Origin of the sequence: Actinoplanes teichomyceticus ATCC 31121 (genome assembly GCF_003711105.1) — a bacterium.
Lineage (GTDB): Bacteria > Actinomycetota > Actinomycetes > Mycobacteriales > Micromonosporaceae > Actinoplanes > Actinoplanes teichomyceticus.
In genome coordinates, this window is record NZ_CP023865.1 from 4888063 (window position 1) to 4910583 (window position 22521).

At 72.6% G+C, this 22521-nt stretch carries 21 protein-coding genes; 7 read left to right on the forward strand and 14 right to left on the reverse strand.

The genetic code is table 11. The features are described 5' to 3' along the window. Positions 1 to 54: 54 nt before the first annotated feature. From ACTEI_RS21610 to arc, 3 genes are all read right to left on the reverse strand, one after another. Positions 55 to 1329: an acyltransferase family protein gene (locus tag ACTEI_RS21610; protein WP_164466039.1), complete on the reverse strand. Its 1275-nt coding sequence runs from the start codon at positions 1327 to 1329 to the stop codon at positions 55 to 57. A gap of 60 nt (positions 1330 to 1389) precedes the next feature. Beyond that, positions 1390 to 2724: an acyltransferase family protein gene (locus ACTEI_RS21615; RefSeq protein ID WP_164466040.1), complete on the reverse strand. Its 1335-nt coding sequence runs from the start codon at positions 2722 to 2724 to the stop codon at positions 1390 to 1392. 70 nt (positions 2725 to 2794) lie between these two features. Further along, entirely contained in the window at positions 2795 to 4576 is a 1782-nt protein-coding gene (gene arc / locus ACTEI_RS21620; RefSeq protein WP_122979309.1) for a proteasome ATPase, read from the reverse strand. A 174-nt stretch (positions 4577 to 4750) separates the two neighbouring features. Here arc and ACTEI_RS21625 point away from each other — a divergent pair, with 174 nt between their 5' ends. Beyond that, positions 4751 to 5041: a ferredoxin gene (locus tag ACTEI_RS21625; RefSeq protein WP_122982319.1), complete on the forward strand. Its 291-nt coding sequence runs from the start codon at positions 4751 to 4753 to the stop codon at positions 5039 to 5041. Positions 5042 to 5058: 17 nt separating this feature from the next. Here the strand turns inward: ACTEI_RS21625 and ACTEI_RS21630 are convergent, their stop codons facing one another. The 3 genes from ACTEI_RS21630 to ACTEI_RS21640 form a co-directional block, all read right to left on the reverse strand. Beyond that, the gene (locus tag ACTEI_RS21630; protein ID WP_164466041.1) at positions 5059 to 5649 is read right to left on the reverse strand and encodes a hypothetical protein; all 591 of its coding nucleotides are present in this window, start codon (positions 5647 to 5649) and stop codon (positions 5059 to 5061) included. A gap of 64 nt (positions 5650 to 5713) precedes the next feature. Continuing rightward, positions 5714 to 6661 carry a tRNA (adenine-N1)-methyltransferase gene (locus ACTEI_RS21635; RefSeq protein WP_122979311.1) on the reverse strand — a complete coding sequence of 316 codons (948 nt, stop codon included), beginning with the start codon at positions 6659 to 6661 and terminating at the stop codon, positions 5714 to 5716. 18 nt (positions 6662 to 6679) lie between these two features. Beyond that, complete coding sequence (locus ACTEI_RS21640; protein WP_122979312.1) at positions 6680 to 7831, reverse strand: site-2 protease family protein; 1152 nt, start codon at positions 7829 to 7831, stop codon at positions 6680 to 6682. A 126-nt stretch (positions 7832 to 7957) separates the two neighbouring features. On the opposite strand from ACTEI_RS21640, the gene ACTEI_RS21645 reads away from it, so the two are divergent. After that, positions 7958 to 9181, forward strand: a complete 1224-nt coding sequence (locus ACTEI_RS21645; RefSeq protein ID WP_122979313.1) for a RecB family exonuclease — start codon at positions 7958 to 7960, stop codon at positions 9179 to 9181. A 546-nt stretch (positions 9182 to 9727) separates the two neighbouring features. Next, positions 9728 to 10414: a LuxR C-terminal-related transcriptional regulator gene (locus ACTEI_RS21650; protein ID WP_122979314.1), complete on the forward strand. Its 687-nt coding sequence runs from the start codon at positions 9728 to 9730 to the stop codon at positions 10412 to 10414. 370 nt (positions 10415 to 10784) lie between these two features. Here ACTEI_RS21650 and ACTEI_RS21655 read toward each other — a convergent pair whose 3' ends face one another. From ACTEI_RS21655 to ACTEI_RS21670, 4 genes are all read right to left on the reverse strand, one after another. Further along, positions 10785 to 11600, reverse strand: coding sequence for a DUF4097 family beta strand repeat-containing protein (locus tag ACTEI_RS21655; RefSeq protein WP_122979315.1), 816 nt, complete (start codon positions 11598 to 11600; stop codon positions 10785 to 10787). Between the two features lie 35 nt (positions 11601 to 11635). Next, positions 11636 to 12133 carry a hypothetical protein gene (locus ACTEI_RS21660; RefSeq protein ID WP_122979316.1) on the reverse strand — a complete coding sequence of 166 codons (498 nt, stop codon included), beginning with the start codon at positions 12131 to 12133 and terminating at the stop codon, positions 11636 to 11638. 356 nt (positions 12134 to 12489) lie between these two features. Next, on the reverse strand, positions 12490 to 13122 hold the full coding sequence (locus tag ACTEI_RS21665; RefSeq protein ID WP_164466290.1) for an HAD family hydrolase: 633 nt from the start codon (positions 13120 to 13122) through the stop codon (positions 12490 to 12492). Between the two features lie 106 nt (positions 13123 to 13228). Beyond that, the gene (locus ACTEI_RS21670; protein ID WP_122979317.1) at positions 13229 to 13927 is read right to left on the reverse strand and encodes a neutral zinc metallopeptidase; all 699 of its coding nucleotides are present in this window, start codon (positions 13925 to 13927) and stop codon (positions 13229 to 13231) included. A 274-nt stretch (positions 13928 to 14201) separates the two neighbouring features. On the opposite strand from ACTEI_RS21670, the gene ACTEI_RS21675 reads away from it, so the two are divergent. Both ACTEI_RS21675 and ACTEI_RS21680 read left to right on the forward strand, forming a co-directional pair. Further along, positions 14202 to 14978, forward strand: coding sequence for an ABC transporter ATP-binding protein (locus ACTEI_RS21675; RefSeq protein ID WP_122979318.1), 777 nt, complete (start codon positions 14202 to 14204; stop codon positions 14976 to 14978). After that, positions 14978 to 17509, forward strand: coding sequence for an ABC transporter permease (locus ACTEI_RS21680; protein WP_122979319.1), 2532 nt, complete (start codon positions 14978 to 14980; stop codon positions 17507 to 17509). Before ACTEI_RS21675 ends, ACTEI_RS21680 begins: the two co-directional genes overlap by 1 nt. Before the next feature lie 352 nt (positions 17510 to 17861). Here the strand turns inward: ACTEI_RS21680 and ACTEI_RS21685 are convergent, their stop codons facing one another. From ACTEI_RS21685 to ACTEI_RS21695, 3 genes are all read right to left on the reverse strand, one after another. Then, positions 17862 to 18302: an SRPBCC family protein gene (locus tag ACTEI_RS21685; RefSeq protein ID WP_122979320.1), complete on the reverse strand. Its 441-nt coding sequence runs from the start codon at positions 18300 to 18302 to the stop codon at positions 17862 to 17864. Then, on the reverse strand, positions 18299 to 18628 hold the full coding sequence (locus ACTEI_RS21690) for an ArsR/SmtB family transcription factor (RefSeq protein WP_122979321.1): 330 nt from the start codon (positions 18626 to 18628) through the stop codon (positions 18299 to 18301). The genes ACTEI_RS21685 and ACTEI_RS21690 overlap by 4 nt, the downstream gene beginning before the upstream one ends. A gap of 84 nt (positions 18629 to 18712) precedes the next feature. Further along, a complete protein-coding gene (locus ACTEI_RS21695) occupies positions 18713 to 19267 on the reverse strand; it encodes a hypothetical protein (protein ID WP_239082624.1) in 555 nt (184 codons plus the stop codon). Positions 19268 to 19393: 126 nt separating this feature from the next. On the opposite strand from ACTEI_RS21695, the gene ACTEI_RS21700 reads away from it, so the two are divergent. Both ACTEI_RS21700 and ACTEI_RS21705 read left to right on the forward strand, forming a co-directional pair. Then, positions 19394 to 20263 (forward strand): PAC2 family protein, encoded by an 870-nt coding sequence (locus tag ACTEI_RS21700; RefSeq protein ID WP_122979323.1) that lies wholly within the window; start codon positions 19394 to 19396, stop codon positions 20261 to 20263. 423 nt (positions 20264 to 20686) lie between these two features. Continuing rightward, complete coding sequence (locus ACTEI_RS21705) at positions 20687 to 21478, forward strand: GntR family transcriptional regulator (RefSeq protein WP_122979324.1); 792 nt, start codon at positions 20687 to 20689, stop codon at positions 21476 to 21478. A 561-nt stretch (positions 21479 to 22039) separates the two neighbouring features. Here the strand turns inward: ACTEI_RS21705 and ACTEI_RS21710 are convergent. After that, positions 22040 to 22339, reverse strand: a complete 300-nt coding sequence (locus ACTEI_RS21710) for a hypothetical protein (protein ID WP_145830880.1) — start codon at positions 22337 to 22339, stop codon at positions 22040 to 22042. Positions 22340 to 22521: the final 182 nt, after the last annotated feature.

Genomic DNA, 22521 nt, shown 5'->3' on the forward strand with positions numbered 1-22521 from the left:
CCTGTCCACCACGATCGAGTCCGCCACGAACCTACGCCTGCTCATGCATCGAGCCTAGACGCTCTCACGTTGCTTACCGAAGCTGCCCGTGCTCGCCATGCCACCTTCCGTGGCCGCGCCGGTCACCCGCACGTCCGGGCCGAACCGGGCGTCGCACCGCCGCCACACCCGGCGACCGAGTCGCTGACCGGGACGTTCCACCAGGTGAAAGGCGATCCCGGCGACCGCGAGGGTACCGGCGACGAAGGCCGCGCCGATCGCGAACGGGTGACCCCGCAACACCCGCGACACCACCACGAGCACCGGTATGTGCAACAGGTAGATCGAGAAACTGATCGCGCCGAGCCGGGTGAGCAGACCCGGGACCGCCCGGTGGCGCAGCCCGAAGGCGATCGCGAAGGTGCCGGCCACCGCGGCCGCGACGGCGCTGTTGCGCAGCAGCCCCGTCTGGTCCAGCAGCCACTGGTTGATCCCGGCGGCGACCAGCACCAGCGCGAGCACGGCACCGGCCACCCGGCGGTCGAGCTGCCGGTGCTGCGCCCGGTGCACGAGCGTGCCGGCGAACATCACGGCCAGCAGCAGCGCGGCGCCGCTGGAGTCGCCGGCGGTGGCATACCGGGTGGGCTGGCCGTCCAGCAGCGGCAGCAGGACCGTCCCGATCCCGGCGGCTCCGACGATCAGGACCGGGACACGGCGCCCACCGACGTACGCCGCCAGCGTGCCCGCCAGCAGCAGCGCGAGCACCACGGCCGCGATCCGCCGGTCACCGGGGCTGCCGGCGAGCAGGTCCCCCGGCAGCCGGCGGCCGAGCACCAGGACGATCAGCGCCAGCCCGGCCGCCCACCACGCGCTGTCGCGGTGCCGCCGCCACGCGAAGAGCCCGGCCACGATCAGGTAGAAGGTCATCTCGTAGGCGAGGGTCCAGAACGGACGCACCACCCCGCGCAGGCCGAGCAGCTCCTGCAGCATGGTGGCGTGGCCGAGGACCGAGGTGGTGGTCTCGGCGTACAGGGTCGGGTGCAGCCGCAGCCAGCCCGCCCCGGCCAGCGCGAGCCCGACCACGATGGTCAGCAGGTAGGCCGGGTAGATGCGGAAGATCCGGCTGATCCAGAAACGCCGCAGCGAGCCGTGCCGCTCCAGCGACATCGGGATGACATAACCGCTGATCAGGAAGAACAGCAGCACGCCGTACCGGCCCGCGTCGAACTGCGCGAAGAGCGCCAGGTGCCGCTGCTGGCCGAGCACGGTGGGGCTGAGGTGGAACAGGGCGACCACCGCGGCGGCGTAGCCGCGCAGCGCGTCGAGCCAGGTCAGGCGGGATCGGGTCACATGGGTCAAACGACGGCGCGGGCGCGGGGAAACCCCGCGCCCGCGCCGCCGGCCGGCATGTCAGGAGGCGGCGCGGACCGGCTCCGGGGCCTCGCCGGCCGCGGCCGGCACGGCCGCCGGCCGGCTCCAGGTCTCCGGGCCGAGCCGGGCGTCGAGGTAGCGCTGCACCCGGCGGCCCAGCCGCTGGCCGGGCTGCTCGACGAAGCGGTACGACAGCCACGCCGCGATCAGCGCGATGATCAGGAAGGCGGCGCTCACCGCGAACCGGCCCGGCACGTGGTCCAGGACGCCCTCCGGCAGGATCTCGGCGATCGCGTGCAGCACCATCACGTGCAGCAGGTACAGCGAGTAGCTGACCGCGCCCAGCCAGACCAGCACGGCGGGCACCCGCCGGTGCCGCAGGGCGAAGGCGATGGCGAAGCTGACCACCACGGCCACCGCGGTGGTGCACCACTTGATCAGTTCGTACTTCCCGCCCACCGACAGCCAGGTGGTCAGCGCGACACCGACCGCCACCAGGGCCAGCACCGGGATCGCCAGCTTCCGGCTCAGCTGCCCGTACTGGGCACGGTAGATCACCGTGCCGGCGAACATCACGGCCAGCATGAAGGTCGCCTGCCAGGACGAGTTCGCCGTGCCCCAGCGGGTGCTGTGGCCGTTGAACAGCGGCAGCGCCACGAAGCACAGGCCCAGCACGGCGGCCGGCAGGACCAGCCGCCGGCGGCCCGTGACGTACGCCAGGATGCTGGCGGCCACCGCGACCACCAGGACCGCGGCCAGCAGCCGCCGGTCGGCCGCGGTGGCGCCGAACAGGTCGCGCGGCAGTGCCGGGCCGGCCAGCGCGGCGGTCAGCATCAGCCCGGCGGCCCACAGGGCGCTGTACCGGTGCAGGCCCCAGACGAACAGGCCGACCACGATCAGGTAGAAGACCATCTCGAAGGAGAGCGTCCAGAACGGGCGGACCACACCACGCACGCCCACGAACTCCTGCAGCATCGGCACGTGGCCGAGCGTGCCGGCCACCGTCTCCTGGCGCAGCGAGGCCGGCACCTCGACCACGCCGGCCAGCGTGAGGGCGAAGAACACCGCGATGCTGGCCAGGTAGGCCGGGTAGATCCGGAAGAGCCGGCCGACCCAGAACTTGCGCGGGGAGCCGTGCCGTTCCAGCGACATGGGGATGACGTAGCCGCTGACCAGGAAGAACAGCAGGACGCCGAACTTACCCATGTCGAAGTGGCGGCCCATGACCGAGTGGTAGTGGTCCCCGATGGCGATCGGGCTCAGATGGAACAGCACGACGACGAGCGCGGCGAAGCCCCGCAGGGCGTCGAGCCAGGCGAGCCGCGCGGTGGCGGACCGGCCCTGGGTGACGCCGGGGGGGACAGGGGGACTCATGGTGCTCATAGTGGGCACACACTAACGGGCGCGGACGGCTTCCCGTCCGCGCCCGTCTGTGTCGTTTCGACTACAAATACTGGCCGGTGTTGGACGCGGTCTCGATCGACCGGCCCGCCTCGGCGCCCTTGCCGCCGGAGACGAGGGTACGGATGTAGACGATCCGCTCGCCCTTCTTGCCGGAGATCCGGGCCCAGTCGTCCGGGTTGGTGGTGTTCGGCAGGTCCTCGTTCTCCCGGAACTCGTCGACGCAGCTGTCCAGCAGGTGCTGCAGTCGCAGGCCCTTGGTGCCGGAGGTGAGGAACTCCTTGATCGCCATTTTCTTGCCGCGGTCGACGATGTTCTGGATCATCGCGCCGGAGTTGAAGTCCTTGAAGTACAGGACCTCCTTGTCACCGTTGGCGTAGGTGACCTCCAGGAAGCGGTTCTCCTCGGACTCGGTGTACATCCGCAGCACGACCGCCTCGATCATCGCGGCGACGGTGGCGTCCCGGTTGCCGCCGTGCTCGTTGAGGTCGTCCTCGCTGAGCGGCAGGTCGGGCAGGATGTACTTGGCGAAGATGTCCTTGGCCGCCTCGGCGTCCGGCCGCTCGATCTTGATCTTCACGTCGAGCCGGCCGGGGCGCAGGATCGCCGGGTCGATCATGTCTTCCCGGTTGGACGCGCCGATGACGATCACGTTCTCCAGGCCCTCGACACCGTCGATCTCGCTGAGCAGCTGCGGGACGATGGTGTTCTCCACGTCGCTGGAGACGCCGGAGCCACGGGTCCGGAAGATCGAGTCCATCTCGTCGAAGAACACGATCACCGGGGTGCCCTCGCCGGCCTTCTCCCGGGCCCGCTGGAAGACCAGGCGGATGTGCCGCTCGGTCTCACCCACGTACTTGTTCAGCAGCTCCGGGCCCTTGATGTTGAGGAAGTAGCTGGTGTGCTTCTCCTCACCGCGGCGCTCGGCGATCTTCTTGGCCAGCGAGTTGGCCACCGCCTTGGCGATCAGGGTCTTGCCACAGCCGGGCGGGCCGTAGAGCAGGATGCCCTTCGGCGGGCGCAGCTGGTGCTCCCGGAACAGGTCGGCGTGCAGGAAGGGCAGCTCCACCGCGTCGCGGATCTGCTCGATCTGCGCGTGCAGGCCACCGATGTCGGTGTAGTCGACGTCGGGGACCTCCTCCAGGACGAGCTCCTCGACCTCGCTCTTCGGGATCCGCTCGTACGCGTACGCCGAGCGGGGCTCGATCATCAGCGAGTCACCGGCGCGCAGCTTGGTGATCTCCAGCGAATCGGCCAGGAAGACGATCCGCTCCTCGTCAGCGTGCGAGACCACCAGCGCCCGGTCGGCGCGGCCGCCGGCCGGATTGTCGAGGACCTCCTTGAGCAGGACGACCTCGCCGGTGCGCTCGTAGCCGAACGCGTCCACCACGTTCAGCGCGTCGTTGAGCAGGACCTCCTGGCCCCGCTTGAGCTCGTCGGCGGCGAGCGACGGCGAGACCGCCACCCGCAGCTTACGGCCGCCGGTGAACACGTCCACCGTGCCGTCCTCGTGGGCCGCCAAAAAAACGCCGTAGCCGCTGGGCGGCTGGGCGAGCCGGTCAATCTCTTCCTTGAGAGTGACGATCTGGGCCCGGGCTTCCTTGAGGGTCGCCACGAGCCGTTCGTTGTTCTCGGTCACTCGGGCCAGCTGCGCCTGCGTGGTCGCGAGCCGTTCCTCGAGCTGCCGGACGTGTCGGGGGCTCTCGGTCAACTTCCGCCGCACCAGAGCGAGTTCCTCTTGCAGGAACGCGACCTGGCTGGAGAGATCGTTGGCCTCTTTCTCCCATCGTGCGGCGCGGGAGTCCGCTTCGTCGCTACGTGCCACGTCCCACCTCCCCGGGGGGCTCGAACGTCTTGGGTCAACACTAGCCGTTGCGGAGCAGTTTTCATCCCATGCAACACCCTCGTCACCGAGTCTTGATCGATTGGTCCGACCACCGGCGCGCCGCCCGCCCGGCGTTCGGGTACCGTCGGCCGCAACCGGTCGTGGGAGGTGAAGGTGTCAGCGGACGCTGATGAGCTGCAGGTCTGGATCGATCAGGACCTGTGTACCGGTGACGGACTCTGCGTCCAGTACGCGCCGGAGGTCTTCGAGCTCGACATCGACGGCCTGGCGTACGTGAAAGATGTCTCGGGCGATTTGCTGCAGCACGCCGGGGCGCGCACGGGCGTACCCGGGCACCTGGTCCTCGAGGTCGTCGACTCCGCGAAGGAGTGCCCCGGCGACTGCATCCACGTGGTCCGGCGGGCCGACGACGTGGAGGTCGCCGGCCCGGACGCCGACCGGTGAGCGGACGTGCGTGACGGTCAGAGGGTGGGGCGGCCGACCAGCGACGCCACCACCCGGGAGAACTCCTCCAGCCGGGCGATCTGACCCGCCCCGCCGTCGTCGAGGGTCTTGCCGAAGCGCAGCGCGTCGTGCCGCAGCGGCGCCCGGCCCTCCTCCTCGGCCAACCCGGGCGGCGGCACCGCGTCGTCGACCGAGCTCAGCAGCAGGTAGACGTCGATGCTGTCGACGCGTGCCTGGCCGCTGGAGGTCCGGGTGAGCCGCCGCCGGCAGCCCACCTCGGTGATCGTGGACAGCGGCACCACCCGCAGCGACGAGGTCATCGAGCCGGCCGGGCCGTCGCCGGGCGCCACGTCCTCACCGTGCCAGAGCACCAGCCGGCTGCCGTCGCAGACGACGACCTCCTGCCAGACCCCGTTCACCTCGTTGACGAAGCGTTCCAGGGTGAAGCAGAGCACCGAGGCCCCGCGCAGCACGCCGAACAGCGCCTCCAGAGCGACCTCGGGGTCGCGCAGGTAGGCGCGGGCCGCCGAGTCCAGGTCCGGGTAGGGCGACCAGTCCGGGAACACCGCCGGCATCTCGTTGCTGCCGCCGAACGGCGGAGAACTCATCGCGCCCACTCCTTGTCCTCCCATCGACGTTCCCGGAGGAAATTACCGGACTCGCGCAACCCGGTCACTCCCCGGAGGTGTCGTCCTGAACTTCGTGCTCGGCGGCCAGGGCGGCCTGCGCCGCCCGGCGCAGCGCGTACGCCTCGGCACCCTTGCTGGGCTTGCGCCGCCGCGGCGGCGCGGTGACGCCGGGCGCCAGCTTGCGCGCCGACACCAGGAACGCGGTGTGCGCGATCATCCGGTGGTCCGGGCGGACCGCCAGGCCGTCGGCGTGCCAGTCGCGGATCAGCGACTCCCAGGCCCGCGGCTCGGTCCAGCCGCCCCGCTCGCGCAGCGCCTCGACCAGCTCGGACAGCTGCGGGGTGGTGGCCACGTAGCCGATGAACACGCCGCCCGGGATCAGCGCGCGCTCGACCATGTCGAGCGCTTCCCACGGGGTCAGCATGTCCAGGATGATCCGGTCGAAACCGGTCACGTCGGCGTCCGCGACATCCCCGGTGTGCAGGTGCCACGCCGGGTGCGGGCCGCCGAAGAACGCCTCCACGTTCTTGCGGGCGATCGCCGCGAAGTCCGGCCGCAACTCGTAGCTGTGCACCTCGCCGGAAACGCCGACGGCGCGCAGCAGCGAGCAGGTCAGCGCGCCGGAGCCGGCGCCGGCCTCCAGCACCTTGGCGCCCGGGAAGACGTCGCCCATCGCGACGATCTGCGCCGCGTCCTTCGGGTAGATCACCTGTGCGCCGCGCGGCATGCTGAGCACGTAGTCGCTGAGCAGCGGGCGCAGCGCGAGGTACTGCGTGCCGCTGGAGGCGGTGATCACGCTGCCGTCCGGCTGGCCGATGAGCTGGTCGTGCTCCAGCGCGCCGCGGTGGGTGTGGAACGCCTTGCCGGGTTCCAGCACGATCGTGTGCATCCGGCCCTTGGGGTCGGTGAGCTGGACGCGGTCACCGACGCGGAACGGCCCGCGGTGGGCCGGCACCGGCTCGTCGGCGGCGGTGGCTGGAATCGTGGTCACTAACTCTTCTCTCAGTTCTCAGGTCCGTTGCGTCCGGCGCGGTTCGAGGACGGCCGCGACGTCGGCGACCCGCAGGACGCCGATCACATCCTCGCCTGCCGTCACCAGATACTGCGCACCCGGGTGGGCCTGCAACGCGCGCACCACCTGCTCGCCGGTCATGCTCACCGGCAGGCTGGTCAGCGCCTCGCGGGAGCGCGCGACGCTCTCCACGCTCACCCAGGGGCGCCGATCGACCGGCACGCGCTCGGCGGCGACCGGGTCGACCAGCGCGGTGAGGCTACCCGCCGCGTCGCTGACCGCGAGCACCACATCCGGCCGCGGGTCCTCGGCGCGCCGCCGCTGGGCCTCGCCGAGCGGGGTGCCGGCCGGCACCGCCAGCACCGGGCGGGCCAGCGAGCCCAGGTCGATCAGCGGGAACCGGCCGGTCATCCGGCCCAGCCGGATCGACTGCCCGGCGCCGTGCCACAGGGTCAGCGTGACCAGCAACACGAACGCCATCCCGAACAGGGTCAGCACGCCGAGCTGGAAGAGCAGCAGCACCACGACCGCGGTGCCGAAGGCGATCACCCGGCCGGCCCAGCCGGCCACCACCGTGGCCCGGTTACGGTCCTTCAGCAGCGCCCACATCCCGGCGCGCAGCGCCCGGCCGCCGTCCAGCGGCAGCCCCGGCAGGACGTTGAAGACGGCCACCAGCACGTTGCTCACCGCCAGCTGGAACGCGATCTGCCCGGGCACGGTGTCCTCCGGCAGCACCAGCGCCGCGCCGGTGGCCACCCCGCCGAGCAGCAGCGACACACCCGGACCGGCCAGCGAGACCAGCGCGTCCACCCGTGGGCTGGGCGCGTCGCGTTCCATCTCGGTCCAGCCGCTGAGCAGCTCCAGGGTGATGCGGCGCACGCCGATGCCGTGGCGCCGGGCGACCAGCGCGTGACCCAGCTCGTGCAGCAGCACCGAGCCGAGCAGGCACACCACGAATCCCACCCCGACCAGATAGGCCCACGGCTGCCCCAGCCCCAGCTCGGCCCGGGCGTAGTTGCCGTAGACCACGGTGACCAGCAGCGCGAGCAGCACCATCGAGGCGTTCGCGTGCACCGGGATGCCCAGCACCCGCCCCACCGCCCGGCCGCCGCGCGGCGCCGGGGGTCGCTGCCTCGCGCTGTCCTCCATCCGGTCGATGCTACGGACCGCGCGCCTGTCGCGCGGATCACGATCCGCACGCCGGCCGCGGGGATCGATGGGACCGGCCGCCGCCGGTCGGGCGTTTCGTCGTACCTCTGCCCTAGCCTGGCTGGCATGACGGCACAGACGGTGTTCCCACCCCCGCAGCCCCGCCCCGGCGGTTCGGCGCCCTCCCCCGCGACGTCGGCCGGGCGCGCGGGGCTGGGCGACCGGCCGGCCGGGCCGTCGCTGTCGCCGTCGCGGGCCGCCGACTTCAAGACCTGCCCGCTGCTGTTCCGCTTCCGCACCATCGACAAGCTGCCCGAGCAGCCGTCGGCCGACCAGATGCGCGGCACGCTGGTGCACGCCGTGCTGGAGCGGCTGTTCGACCTGCCCGCCGCCGAGCGCACGCCGCAGGCCGCGGCCGCCCTGGTCGCGCCGGAATGGGAGCGGCTGGTCTCGCACGATCCGGGGCTGGCCAGGCTGTTCGCGGCCGAGACCGCGCAGCGCCCGGCCGGCCCGATCGCTTCCGGCGCGGCGGACTCCGAGGTGGCCGGCTCCGGTGCCGGCCCGATCGCTCCCGGCGCGACGGACTCCGAGGTGGCCGGCTCCGGTGCCGGCCCGTCCGCCGTCGACGCCTCCGGGCCCCTCGATGTGGGACACGCCACAGGCGCCGTGCGTGATCCCGCCGCGGTGGCCGCCGAGGCGGACGCGACCGGTCAGCTGGCTCTCGTCGACGCCCCGGCCGGCGCCGGGGAGGCCGCCCGGCTGGCCGCCTTCCTGGGCAGCGCCCGGGACCTGCTCGCCGGGTACTTCGCGGTCGAGGACCCGCAGCGGCTGGAGCCCGCCGAGCGGGAGACCCTGATCTCCACGATGATCGACGAGAAGCTGCTGATCCGCGGCTACATCGACCGGCTCGACGTCTCCCCGGCCGGGGACCTGCGGGTGGTCGACTACAAGACCGGCGGCGCGCCGCGCGAGGCGTTCGAGGGCCGCGCCCTGTTCCAGCTGAAGTTCTACGCCCTGGTCCTGTGGCGTACCCGCGGCGTGGTGCCCCGGGTGCTGCGGCTGCTCTACCTGAAGGACGCCGAGGTCCTCGACTACAGTCCGGACGCCGGCGAGCTGGAGCGTTTCGAGCGCACCCTGGTCGCCCTCTCGCAGGCCGTCGAGCGTGCCAAGCGCACCCGGGACTTCCGCCCCAAGCCGAGCCGGCTCTGCGGCTGGTGCAACCACCAGGCCCTCTGCCCGGAGTTCGGCGGCACCCCGCCGCCCTTCCCGGAGTCTCCCGCCACGGGCGTCCCCGCCGACTCCGAACCCGACCGCCTGTCCCCCACCGCTCCGGACGACCTCGTTGCCTGATCTTCCGCCCGACCCCGCCCGATGCCGCACGGTGCGGCCACGGACAGCCTGCCCGCGCGGCCTCACCCGGCTCGGCTGCCGGCCCCCCACCCGGCTCGGCGCCCGGCCGCGCGATGCCGCCCCGCCCGGCCCCGGTGCCACCGCATCCCGCCACCGGCCCCGACCCGCCGGCAGCCTCCGGCCGCCGCTCCCGCACCCGCCCGCCGACGCGCGGCGTGCCCGCACCACCCGAAGACCCGCAGCCACCCGCGCGACGCCGCCACCCGAGCCGCGTCGCACCGGCCGGACCGCCGCGACGGCATCGCCGGATCAGGGCGGTCGTGGTGACCGCGACCGGGACGCCGTCGCTCCCCGCAGCGGCGAGGCCGCGATCAGGATCGGACCGTCCACCCGCGGGCCCGTTTCGCCGGCCGGGCCGCCCCGCCCCGGCACGCGAGCGGCTGTCCCCGGACTCGCCGCGGCAGGCCGGCGGCGCTTGCCGGCACCCGGCCACCCACCGACACCCGGCCACCCGCCTACACCCCCGTTCGCGGAACGGATCCGGGCGTGCTGAGGCCGATCCGGCTGCTGCTCGCCGACGCGTCCGCGCTGCAGCGGGCCGGGCTGCGGGCGGTGCTGGCCGGGACCGGAACCGGCGACGCGGCCGAACTGGTCGTCGCCGGCGAGACCGGCGACGGGACGGAAGCCGTCGAGCTGGCGCGCCGGCTGCTGCCGGACGTGCTGGTGGCCGACGCCGGCCTGCCCCGGATGGACGGCGCGGCGGTGGCGCGGGCGGTGGCCGCGGCCCGCCTGCCGGTACGGGTTCTGGTGTTGACCGCCCGCGACAGCGACGAGCAGCTGGTCGAGGCGATCGCCGCGGGCGCCACCGGGTACCTGTGCAAGGACGCCCCGCAGGAGGAACTGATCGCGGCGGTCCGGGCGATCGCGGCCGGCGGGGCGGTGATCACCCCGCAGGTGCTGGCGCGGGTGCTGCCCCGGTTCGCGGCGTCACCGCCCCCGGCGGCGCACACCGGTACCGGCGTGGATCTGCGCGCGCTCACCGGCCGGGAGCGGGAGGTGCTGATCCATGTGGCCCGCGGGCGCACGAACGCCGAGATCGCCGAGGTGCTGCGGGTCAGCGAGACCACGGTGAAGACGCATGTCGGGCACATGCTGGCCAAGCTGCGGCTGCGGGACCGGACGCAGGCGGTGGTCCTGGCGTACGAGAGCGGCCTGGTCAGGCCTGGCCACTGAGCACGCGGCCCGGGGCCGGCGACCGAGGCGCGAAGCGGCCGCGAGCACCGGACTCGCCGGACCGCGCGGCGCAGCCACCGGACTCGCTGAACCGGGCCGCCCGCCGCGCAGCCGGCGGGCTCGCTGAATCGCCCACCGCGCCACCACCGAACGTGCCGGACCGCCGCCGCCGGACTCGATGAACCGCCCACCGCGCCACCACCGAACGTGCCGGACCGCCGCCGCCGGAATTGCTAAACCGCCCGCCGCGCCGCCGCCGGGCCGCCGGATACGGGCGGGCGGCCGGACCCACCGCCGGCGGGGGCGGGTGCGGCGCGGAAGGGGCGCCCGATGGCCGGCAGGAGGCGGCGGGCGGCCGCGAGCCCGGGCATCAGGCGATGACCCGGTCGGTGGCGCGGTGAATCCGGACGTCGCCGCTGGCGGTGCGCACGCGCACCTCCAGGCCGGGACCGTCGGCGACCGGCGAGATGCCGTCCTGGGCGGCCAGATCGATGCTGCTGTCGCCGCTGGCGGTGGTCACGTCGAGCCAGACACCGGTGCCCGGCGCGACGCCGACGGTGACATCACCGGAGGCCGTGCGGATACGCGCCCGGCCGCGCGACAGCGAGCCGACCACGATGTCGCCGCTGGCGGTGCCGGCCTCGAGTGAGCCGCCGCCGGAGCCGAGCGAGATGTCGCCGCTCGACGTGCTGGCTATGACGTCACCGGTGACGTCACCGATGCGGAGCTTCCCGGAAGCGCTCTTCAGCGCCGCCGCGCCACCGGCTCGCTCCAGCGACAGGTTGCCGCTGGCCGCGGTCAGGTGCACGTCGCCGAGCACGTCGGTGACGCCGATGTCGGCGGAGGCGGCCTTCAGGTGCACGTCGCGGTACCGGCCGGTGGCGTGCACGTCCGCGGCCGCGCTCTCGCCGGTCAGGGTGCTGCCCTCGGGGACCTCGATGGTGAGCCGCAGCGCCGGGCCGCGACGCCAGCGCCACCGCTCGACCTGCGGGGCGGCCACCACCAGGGTGTCGCCCTCCAGCAGGACGCGGGTGTTCTCGGCGGCCTCCCGGGCGGCCGCCGAACCGTCCAGCGCGGTGACCTCCACCCGGACGGTGCCGGTGCGGCCGGCGTCGATGCGCACGCTGCCGTTGGTGGCGCGCAGCGCGACGGTGACCGGCTCGGCGTGCTCGAATTCGTACTCCATGACTCTCCTTCTCGGCGCGGATGGAAGCGGCCTGCTCAGGCCTGGAAGAAACCGGTGACACGCCGGGCGGACCGGTGCCCAGGCGGCGGCGCCGCGGGCGCGCCGTGGCTGGCCGCGGCGGCGACGGCGCGCACCAGCCAGGAGTTGACCGAGATGCCCTCGGCCGCGGCGATCCGCTCGACGTGGGTCTTCAGGGCCTCGGGCATCCGCAGGGTGAGCCGGGCCAGGTCGCCGCCCTCCGGCGGCGCGGGCGGGGGCGGCGGGGCCGCGGGCGGAGCCGGCTCGTCGGCGGCGATCCGGGTGACGACCAGGTCGGCCTCGCGCCCGCGCAGCCGCACCTCGACGGTGGCGTCGGCGAGCCGGGTGGTGATCTCCGCGGTGGCGTCGGAGAGCGCTTCGAGCAGCGCCAGCCGGGCGGACGGCTCCAGGGAATGACTCAACAGTTCCGCGGCGCGGGTGATCTCCGGGCCGCCGGGCGCGGCGGCCGCGGCGAGATCGGTCCGCAACCCTTCGAGGTACGGCGTCAGGTCCATGACTCCACTATGACGTCACTTATGACGTCACGCAAGTCCGATCTGATGCCGTCACGACATCATCCGGTGCACACGAAAAGGGGCACGCGATGACGCGTGCCCCTTTTGACCCAAGAAGCGGGCCGGACCGGCGCGGATCGACGCCGGGACAAGGCGGAGCCGAGCAGTGCCGCCGGCACCGCACGGCCGCCGCCGGCATCGCACGGCCGACCCCGCCACCGCACGGCCCGAGCCGGGTCAGCCGGAGCCGGACAGGGCCGCCGGCACCGCACGGCCCGAGCCGGGTCAGCCGGGACAATCCGGAACCGAACAGCGACGCCGGCACCGCACGGCCGGCCCCGGCGGCGAAGCGGGACCTACCGCAGCCCCGCCAGCACCTCCAGGTCGACACCGACCAGCGAGGACCGCACGTGGACACCGGCCACCGACGGCAGCGCCACGTCGGACGGCACCGCCAGCACCACCGCCCCGGCGGCGACCGCGCTGGTCACCCCGCTCGGCGAATCCTCGATCGCCACGCAGTCCCGGATCGGTACGCCGAGCAGCGCCGCCGCGGTCCGGTACGGCTCCGGGTCGGGCTTCTGCGCGCGCACCTCGTCCCCGCACACCACCACGTCGAAGTTCTCCGCGCCGAGCGTCTTGAGCGCCACCTCGGCCAGCCGTCGCTCGGTCGAGGTCACCAGTGCCGCCGGCACCCCGGCCGCACGCACCCCGAGCAGCAGCTCCCGCGCGCCCGGGCGCCAGGCGAGACCTCCGGCGAAGAGATCCGCGACCCGCTCGGTGAGCCAGGCGACGTCCTCCGCGTACGGCCGGTCCGGCTGGCCCAGGTCTTCGCGGAAGAGCGCCATGCTGGCCGGCATGCTGGTGCCGACCATGGCCAGCCGTGCCCGGGTGGAGAGCCGGCCACCGGCCCGGACGGCCAGGTCCTCCAGCGCGACGCCCCAGATTTTCTCGCTGTCGACCAGCGTGCCGTCCATGTCGAAGAGCACCGCGGCGGGTCGTGTCGCGCTCAGCACAATCTCCCTCAATCGAGTGGACCGAGCGCCCATTCTGCGGTGCCCCACCCGCCTCAGCCGACCCGATGTGAGCAAGGTTTCACAGATCGCAGGCCTGCAGCGATCTCTCGTAACCGTCGGCGAACGCGTTGATCCGCTGCTGCGCGGAGCCGTGCGAACCCTCGGCGAACCACGGCTGCCCGGGGGCGTCCCCGACCGACTCCAGCCCGCGGGCCAGCTCCTCGGTGTCGCCCTCCTGCATCCGCAGCGCCCCGGCCCGGGTCTGGTCGCCGATGAACGCCCCGGCCATGCAGTCGGCCTGCAGCTCCTGCTCGATGGTGAACTGTTTGCGGATGCCCAGGCGGGCCTGGATGCCGTGCGCGTACTCGTGGGCGAGCAGGTAGAACAGGAACGCGTCGCCGATCTGCCGGAACATCCCGTAGGCCCAGTTCACGTCGTACGCGATGAAATCGCCCCGGGAGCAGTACACCGCGTTGTTGCGCGGCAGCGGGTCACCCCCGCAGTCCACCTCGCCGTCCCGCTCGTACGCACTCACCTCGCGCACCGGCTGGAACCGCTCGCCGAGCTGTTGGAACACCTGGTCCCAGTAGGTCTCCGCGACGTTCTGAGCGGCCCTGATGTCCCGGGCGAACTCCTCCACGGTGTCCGTGCCGTCCGGGTCCACCGTGCGCGAGGCGGCGCCCGTCGGCTCCGGTGGCGCCGGGTCGTCGGTGACCGGCAGCGTCCCGCACCCCGCCAGCAGCAGCGACATCAGGACAGCGGCGATCCGAGCGGGCATGGCGGTTCTCCTCCAGGGCCGGGAATTGCACCGTAGTCAAAAATTTCCACTCCTCGCCGTCAGCGAAACGTCAGTAGCGCTCACGTGACCCGCCGCGCGCCGCGTCTGCGGGCCTAGCACTCAGGGGCAACCCTGAGGCCGCCTAAGTGGCCTCCCCCAGCGAGAACTCCAAGGCGGCCTACTCCATGCGGCGGACGCCGGACGCCGGATCCGCCGACACACTGAGCGGGCCGGTCGGGGCGCGGTGCCCCGGCCGGACCACGAACGCAGGGGGATGACGACGGTGACAGCGACGAATGCCGGCGGGCCGGTGGCGGCGCGCGCGGAGGAGATCTGGAAGGTCTACGGCTCCGGCGAGGCCCGGGTGACCGCGTTGCGCGGGGTGACCGCCGAGTTCGGCCGGGGCCGGTTCACGGCGATCATGGGCCCCTCCGGCAGCGGCAAGTCCACGCTCATGCACTGCCTCGCCGGCCTGGACACGGTGGACAAGGGCACCGTGCACGTCGGCGGCACCGAGATCAGCAAGCTCGGCGACAAGGCGCTGACCCGGCTGCGCCGCGACCGGATCGGCTTCATCTTCCAGCAGTTCAACCTGCTGCCCACGCTGAGCGCGGCGGAGAACATCAGGCTGCCGCTGGACATCGCCGGGCGCAAGGCCGACCCGCAGTGGTGGGACGTCGTGATCGACACGGTCGGCCTGCGTGACCGGCTCGGGCACCGGCCCACCCAGCTCTCCGGCGGCCAGCAGCAGCGGGTCGCCTGCGCCCGCGCGCTGATCGGCCGCCCCGACGTGATCTTCGCGGACGAGCCGACCGGCAACCTGGACTCCCGCTCCGGCGCCGAGGTGTTGTCGTTCCTGCGCGCCTCGGTCCGCGAACACCACCAGACCATCGTGATGGTCACCCATGACCCGGTCGCCGCCAGCTACGCCGACCGGGTGGTCTTCCTGGCCGACGGCAGCATCGTCGACGAGCTCGCCGATCCGACTGCCGAGACCGTGCTGGACACCATGAAGCGCCTGGACAAGCACGGCGACCCGGTGATGCTCTGATGCTGCGCGCCACGCTCAAGAGCCTGCTCGCCCGCAAGCTGCGGCTGGTCCTGTCCGGCCTGGCGGTGGTGCTGGGCGTGATGTTCGTGTCCGGATCCTTCGTGGTCACCGACACGCTCAACCGCACCTTCGACTCGATCTTCGCGGACGCGTTCGCCGCCACCGACGTCTCGGTCAGCGCGAAACCCAAGGTCGCGGTCTCCGAGATGGACGGCGAGGAAGTCGCCGCGCCGCTGCCGGCGGCGACCATCGACAAGATCAAAACCGTGTCCGGCGTACGGTCGGCGACCGGCCGTGTCGACGCCGACGGCGCCCGCGTCATCGGCAGCGACGGCAAGGTGCTCACCTCGATGGGCCCGCCCCGGCTCGGCGGCAACTGGACCGGCGCCGACGGCCTGATGGAGTTGCGTTCCGGGCGGGGCCCGGCCGCCGACGACGAGATCGCGGTCAACGCGAACACCGCGAAACTCGCCGGCCTGGAGATCGGCGACCGGGTCGGGGTGCTCACCCGCGAGCCCAAGCGGGAGTTCACCCTGGTCGGCATCTGGGGCTACACCGGCGGCCGGGACAGCATCGGCGGCGTCCAGGAGGTCGCCTTCACCACCCCGGTCGCGCAGAGGCTGATGCTCGGCTCGCCGGGCGGCTACACCTCGGTCGTGGTGGACGCCGCCGACGGGGTGAGCCCGGAGACCCTGCGGGACCGGCTGGCCGCCGCGCTCGGCGCCGAGTACCAGGTCAAGACCGGCAAGCAGCTGGCCCAGGAGAGCGCCGACAGCATCCAGGAGGGGCTGAGCTTCTTCAACCGGATCCTGCTCGGCTTCGCCGGGGTGGCGCTGTTCGTCGGGATCTTCCTGATCCTCAACACGTTCTCGATCATCGTGGCGCAGCGCACCCGGGAACTGGCCCTGCTGCGCGCGATGGGCGCCAGCCGCCGGCAGGTGATCGGCTCGGTGCTGGTCGAGGCGGTCATGATCGGGCTGATCGCGGCGGTTCTCGGGCTGGCCGCCGGGGTGGGCGCCGGCGCCGGCCTGGCATCGGTGTTCGGCTCGTTCGCCGATCTGGAGCTGGCCTCGGTCGCCGTGCCGGCCGCCGCCGTGGTCAGCGCGCTCGTGGTCGGCCTGCTGGTGACCGTGATCGCCGCGGTGCTGCCCGCGCTGCGCGCCTCACGGATCGCCCCGATCGCCGCGATGCAGGAGGTCAGCATCCCGGACCGGCCGCTGACCCGGCTCAGCGTGGCCGGCGGCGCGGTCCTGGCGGCCGGCGCCGCCGCGCTCGGGGTCGGGCTGTTCGCCGACGCCGGGGACGCGACGCTGTGGCTGATCCTGGGCGGCGTGCTGGTGTCGTTCGTCGGCATCGCCCTGCTCACGCCGCTGATCAGCAAGCCGGTGATCGGCGCCCTGGGCCGGCTGTTCGCCTGGTCGCTGCCGGGCCGGCTGGGCCGGCTCAACTCCGGCCGTAACCCGCGCCGGACCGCGATCACCGCGGCCGCGCTGATGGTCGGCATCGCCCTGGTCACCGGCGTCACCGTGGTGATGGACTCGGCGAAGAGCAGCCTGCAGGCCGAGGCCGCGCGGATCCTCAAGGCACAGATCATGATCAGCGGGGAGCAGAGCGGGGCACGCCCACCGACCTACGACGCGGCCGTCATCGACCGGACCGCCGCCCTGCCGGGGGTGCGCGCGGCCGCCGGGCTTTGGAACGACCTGGTCACCATCGACGGCGAGCAGCGCTACGTCACCGCCACCAAGGACCTGGCCACGCTCGCCGAGGCGTACGGGACGACCGCCGCGCCGCTGGCCGCCGGCCGGATCGCGGTGGACCAGCCCACCGCCGACGAGCACCACTGGCGGACCGGGCAGCGGGTGACCGTGCAGAGCTCCCGGGGCGACCCGCACACGTACACGATCGACCGGATCTTCCCGGACGACGCGCTGCCCGGCAGCGTCATCCTGCCGGCCGCGGCGATCGCCGACTTCGGCATCACCCAGCCGGTGCTCGGCTTCGTCCGGCTCGACGACGGCGTCGCCGTCTCGGCCGTGCTGCCCCAGGTCAAGCAGCTGCTGGCGGACAGCCCCGAGGTGTCGGCGACGGACGCGGCGACCTTCGTGGACCAGCAGGCGGCGCAGTTCGACCAGATCATCACGATGATCCAGCTGCTGCTCGGTCTGGCCATCCTGATCGCGGTCCTCGGCGTGGTCAACACCCTGGCACTGTCGGTGCTGGAACGCACCCGGGAGCTGGGTCTGCTGCGCGCGGTCGGCCTGGGCCGGGCGCAGACCATGCGGATGATCACCGTGGAGGCGGTGGTGATCTCGGTCTTCGGCGCGCTGCTCGGCGTCGCGGTCGGCGCCGGCATGGGAACCGCGGTGGCCCGCGCCCTCGCCGACGACGGCATCACCGAGATCGTGCTGCCCTGGGCCCGGATGGGCACCTACCTGGGCCTGGCCGCCGTGGTCGGCGTGGTGGCCGCGGTCGTCCCGGCGATCCGCGCCGCCCGCCTCAACGTCCTGGGCGCCATCGCCCACGACTGACGGCCGGACAGCCCGCGCGCCGGCCGGGGTCCGTCCGGCCGGCGCGCACCGCCGGCCGGACACACCGGCCCAGCCGGCGCTCCGCGCTCGGGCGCCCGGCGATCCGGACCGGCGACCACCCCACGCGGCCCGGCACGAGACACGTGACCACGACGCCGCCCGGCACGAGACACGTGACCACGACACGGGAACGGACACATGACCACGACACGGGAACGGACACATGACCACGACACGGGAACGGACACATGACCACGACACGGGAACGGACGCGTGACCACGGCGCGGGAGGGATTCGTCGTACCGGGAAGGGATCTGAGCGGGAGGCGACCGCCCGCGCCGCGGCAGCGGATCAGCCGAGCAGCTTGTCGAGCTTGGTGAAGCTGGAACCCCAGCCCTCGCGGGCGCCGTCCGCCATCCCGGCGGGGAACGGGCTCTGGGTCAGCACCAAGCGGGTGCGGCCGCCCTCCTCGTCGAAGAATTCGACGCGCATGCGCAGCACCTCGGCGCCGAACTGCGGGATGTGGCTGACGTTCTCCTCGCCGACCAGCAGCTCGTTCTCGATCACCTCGACGAACCGGGCGTCCACCGGACTGCTCATCGCGGGGTCGTCGTCGTTGACCATGGTGAAGGCCTGCCGGCCGCCCGGGCGCGGGTCGATGTCGATCGAGTCACGGGGCACGGACCAGCCGACCGGGCCGAACCAGGCGGCGAGTTGATCCGGGTCGACGAAGGCGCGGTAGACCAGCTCACGGGGCGCGTCGAAGATTCGCGTGATGACGAGATCGGTCATGGTTTGTCCTCCTGCAGGCGCTTGAGATGGGCGTCCAGGCGTGCGAAGTTCGCGTCCCAGAACCGGCGGTAGCGCTCCATCCACGCCGTCGCCTCGCGCAGCGGCTCCGGCTCCAGGCGGCTGGACCGCCACTGCGCGGATCGGCTGCGCGAGATCAGACCGGCGTTCTCCAGCACCTTGAGGTGCCGGGAGATCGCCGGGAGGCTGATCTCGAACGGCTCGGCGAGCTCGGTCACGGTCGCCTCGCCCTCGGCGAGCCGGGCCAGGATGGCGCGGCGCGTCGGGTCGGCCAGGGCCGCGAAGATCACGCTGAGCCGGTCGGTCATTTAACCCTCCCGTTAATTAACGGAGCTGTTAAGGACCCTAGCCGCGCCCATGCTCGGCGTCAACCGGCGCGGACGCCCGGCACATCAGACCTTCGAGGGAATCCGGCGGTGCAGCTCGGCGAGCAGGACATCCGCGCCCGGCGACATCAGACCGACATCCACGACGTACGACAGCTCCCCGCCCCGGTGGCGCGTCCGCGGCGCCAGCCCCGACCCGTCCAGCTCCTGCGCGTAGTCGTCGCCGACCGGCGTCACCACCAGCTCGGTGAACGGCCCCCAGCCGGACAGGCTCACCGACGCGATCCCGGACCACGGCAGATGCACCGGCCGGCGCCCGGTCGCCGCGAAGTCGATGCCGTGCACCGAGGTGTGCAGCCAGCCCAGCCGCCGGTAGAGCGCGAGCAGCGCCAGCGCCGCCACGACCACCGGGACGATCAGCGCCAGCTCGGCGTAGATCACGATGTCTTCGGGCCCCGGCCGGGCCCCGAAGACCATCGAGAGCACCAGGAAGGCGGCGAGCAGGACGGCCCAGACGGCGGCCACCACCCAGAGCACGGTCACGCAGAACATCGCGCGTGGCTGAATGAAGGACACCGTGTCGTCGGTCGGGCCGAGCACCTGGTCCACATGGCTGGTCACAACGTCGAGTATGCGAGTTTATGCGCCGGTTCATGGCAAAAACCGGCCCCCACCTGGAGTCCGGCGAACCGGCGGCTCGGCGCGGCCGCCGGGTGCGTTTCCTGGCCCGCACGTAGGCTGTCTCCCATGACTGAGTTCGACGGCCTCCCGCTGCTCCGCTCCCCCGTGGCCATCGCCGCCTTCGAGGGCTGGAACGATGCTGCGGACGCTTCCACCGCGGCCGTGGAACACCTCGAGCAGGTGTGGGAGGCCCGTGAGGTCACCAGCATCGACCCCGAGGACTTCTACGACTTCCAGGTGAGCCGCCCGACGATCACGATGGCCGAGGGCGAAACCCGCAAGATCGAATGGCCCACCACCAGGTTCACCGTGGCCAGCCCGCCCGGCAGCGACCGGGACGTGGTGCTGATCCGCGGCATCGAGCCGAGCATGCGCTGGCGCACGTTCTGCGAGTCGGTGCTGGAGATCTGCCACAGTCTCGAGGTCAACCGGGTCGTGCTGCTGGGCGCGCTGCTGGCCGACGTGCCGTACACCCGGCCCCTGCCGATCAGCGGCAGCGCCTCGGACAGCGCCATCGCCGAGAAATACAACGTGGTGCCCACCCGCTACGACGGCCCCACCGGCATCGTCGGCGTGCTGCAGGAGGCGGCCACCCGGGCTGAGCTGGACGCCCTGTCGTTCTGGGTGCACGTGCCGCACTACGCCAACAACCCGCCCTGCCCGAAGGCGACGCTCGCCCTGCTGAGCCGGATCGAGGACGTGCTGGACCTGCCGGTGCCGATGGCCGATCTGGCCGAGCAGGCCGACGAGTGGGAGAAGAAGGTCCGCGCCGCCGCCGAGCAGGACTCCGAGCTCGGGGAGTACGTGCGCGAGTTGGAGGAGCGCGTCGGCGACGCCGGGATCCAGCCGCTGACCGGCGAGGAGATCGCCAGCGAGTTCGAGAAGTACCTGCGGCGCCGGGGCGGCTCCGCCGGCCCGACCGCCGGGTCCTGGTGAGCTGACGCGCACCCGTTCCGCCACGGCAGGCCGCCTGGAACCGGGCGGCCTGCCGTGTTTCCACCCGACCCGGACTCTGCCGCCGGCCGACCGTCCTGCTCCCGGGCACCCGCCCTGTTCCCGGTCGCTCTAGTCCCGGATGTCCGCCTGTTTCCGATCGCTCTAGCCCCTGACGTCCGCCTCGTTCCCGGTCGCTCTAGTCCCGGACGTCCGCCTTGTGCTGGGTGGTTCTAGTCCCGGACGTCCGCCTTGTTCCCGGCCGCGCGTGATCGAGCCGTCCTGTCAGATTTTTCCGCTGCCGGTGCCGCCAGAACCACTCCGCTCCGGTTGCGCGTGTCGGGTGGCCGCGCACCCCACCCATACGCCATCCTAGGAACCTAGCTGGTAGCCCGCCGCCGGCGACGGCCACTGGAGGGGGTCCGCATGACGATCAACCCGGGCGCTGCCGAGTTCCCGCATCGGCAGATCGCGGCTCAACTGCGTGAACGCATCCGTCGCGGGGAATGGCAACCGGGCGAGCGGCTGCCCTCCATCCCGGCTGTCGCCGAGATGTTCGGGGTGGCGAAACAGACCGTGCAGCGCGCCGTCGATCAGCTGCGGGTCGAGGGCGTCCTGATCACCAAACCCGGCTCCGGTACGTACGTCCGCGGCACCCGCCGCCGCCTCAACCGCCTGTCCCGGGGCCGCTACGGCGCCCACCGCGGCTACCACGCCGACCTGGCCGCCCGTTACCGCCAGCAGCTCGTCGGCGTCGCCCGGGAGTCCGCGCCGCCGGAGGTGGCCGACGCGTTCGGCGTGCGCGACGGCACCGAGCTGCTGGTACGCCGGCACATCGTGCGCACCGACGACGCCACCGTGGAGGTCGGCGCCTCGTGGTTCCGGGTCACCGACGCCGGCGGCACCAGCCTGGAACGCCCGGAGTCCTTCGGCCGCCCGCTCTACCAGGAGGCGGAGGAGGCCCTCGGCCGGCGCTACACGTCCGCGACCGACACCATCACCGCGCGCCAGCCCAGCCGGGAGGAGGCGGAGACCCTGCAGATCCGCCCGGACACCCCGGTGCTGCACCTGCTGCACGTGGCCTTCGACGAGACCCGTAAGCCGATCGAGGTGGCCCAGGCGACCTGGCCCGGGCCGATGACCACGCTGACCGAGGAGTACCGGATCCCCGCCCCGACGCCCGATCCCGACCCGGATCCCGGCCTCGCGCTGGCCTGACCGGCCCGCATCCCGGCCCACACCGGCCCGACCGGCCCGCATCCCGCGGCCCACGCCGGCCCGACCGGCCCACATCCCGGCCCACGCCGGCCCGGTGCTCCGCCCGGACGCGCCGCCGCGCCGGTCGCCGCATACGGACGCTCGTGGCGCGGCGCTCCGGTGTGCCCCTCCAGCGGGGATGCCGGCCGCGGTGGCACCGGGAAAGCGCCGGAAGAACACGACGGCCGGAACGAGACAGCGCCCGCGAGAACACACCGCCGGAAACAAGTCGGTGCCGGAAAGAAGCGCGCGCCCTAAGACGCTTGCGGAGAAAGGCGACGGTGCCCGAGAAAGAAGGCGGTATCCGAGGAACAGGGCGGCGTCCGGGAAAGAACGCGCCGTCCGGGAAGGGTGACGTTGCGCGGGAAACGTGACGCTGCCGAGAAAGACGACTACCAGCCGGCGAGCTGTCGGCGGCGCACGACATCGGAAGAAAAGTCAGACCCGAGGAGCCGCATGGCTCCTCGGGTCTGGGGCTTCTCATCGCCGGGCGCGGGAGCAGATGTTCCCGCGCGGACAGCGTCAGAAGTCGGTCGGCCCACCGTTCACGTTGATGAGGCCGAGCTGGGTGTTGCGCTGGTAGAACAGATCGTTGTCGATACCACCGTGGTAGTACCTGGTGTCGAAGTTGCCGCCGCCGTAGTAGCCGCCGCCGCCACCGCAGCAGCCGCCCGGGTACGGGTACCAACCGCTACCAGCGGCGTATCCGTTACCGGCGGTGTGGCCGGTCCCATCGACAGCAGCGGAGGCGGGGGCTGCGAGGGCAAGACTCGCGCCGGTGGCCAGGAACAGACCGGCGAGGTACAAAGCCGGACGACGCATGATAGTTCCTTTCGGACGTTGGTTTGACCTCCAAAAGCATGTCGCGCCAGCGGCCAGAACGCACGTATTTCGGCCAGATAACACCGTAAAGCGCGTTGTTCAGGCAATTTGCCCACACGCCCGGCGGGTACGGTTTAGAGTCCTCGCGGGCAGCCATTTTCGCCCATCGAGAAGGCCGGGAA

Excerpts from the sequence above, each read along its gene's own strand:
- ACTEI_RS21705 (WP_122979324.1), top strand. The coding sequence starts at position 20,687 with ATGACGATCAACCCGGGCGCTGCCGAGTTCCCGCATCGGCAGATCGCG.
- ACTEI_RS21690 (WP_122979321.1), bottom strand. The coding sequence starts at position 18,628 with ATGACCGACCGGCTCAGCGTGATCTTCGCGGCCCTGGCCGACCCGACG.
- ACTEI_RS21670 (WP_122979317.1), bottom strand. The coding sequence starts at position 13,927 with ATGCCCGCTCGGATCGCCGCTGTCCTGATGTCGCTGCTGCTGGCGGGG.
- ACTEI_RS21630 (WP_164466041.1), bottom strand. The coding sequence starts at position 5,649 with ATGAGTTCTCCGCCGTTCGGCGGCAGCAACGAGATGCCGGCGGTGTTC.
- ACTEI_RS21685 (WP_122979320.1), bottom strand. The coding sequence starts at position 18,302 with ATGACCGATCTCGTCATCACGCGAATCTTCGACGCGCCCCGTGAGCTG.
- ACTEI_RS21645 (WP_122979313.1), top strand. The coding sequence starts at position 7,958 with ATGACGGCACAGACGGTGTTCCCACCCCCGCAGCCCCGCCCCGGCGGT.
- ACTEI_RS21680 (WP_122979319.1), top strand. The coding sequence starts at position 14,978 with ATGCTGCGCGCCACGCTCAAGAGCCTGCTCGCCCGCAAGCTGCGGCTG.
- ACTEI_RS21700 (WP_122979323.1), top strand. The coding sequence starts at position 19,394 with ATGACTGAGTTCGACGGCCTCCCGCTGCTCCGCTCCCCCGTGGCCATC.
- ACTEI_RS21615 (WP_164466040.1), bottom strand. The coding sequence starts at position 2,724 with ATGAGTCCCCCTGTCCCCCCCGGCGTCACCCAGGGCCGGTCCGCCACC.
- ACTEI_RS21710 (WP_145830880.1), bottom strand. The coding sequence starts at position 22,339 with ATGCGTCGTCCGGCTTTGTACCTCGCCGGTCTGTTCCTGGCCACCGGC.
- ACTEI_RS21675 (WP_122979318.1), top strand. The coding sequence starts at position 14,202 with ATGACGACGGTGACAGCGACGAATGCCGGCGGGCCGGTGGCGGCGCGC.
- ACTEI_RS21640 (WP_122979312.1), bottom strand. The coding sequence starts at position 7,831 with ATGGAGGACAGCGCGAGGCAGCGACCCCCGGCGCCGCGCGGCGGCCGG.
- ACTEI_RS21655 (WP_122979315.1), bottom strand. The coding sequence starts at position 11,600 with ATGGAGTACGAATTCGAGCACGCCGAGCCGGTCACCGTCGCGCTGCGC.
- ACTEI_RS21660 (WP_122979316.1), bottom strand. The coding sequence starts at position 12,133 with ATGGACCTGACGCCGTACCTCGAAGGGTTGCGGACCGATCTCGCCGCG.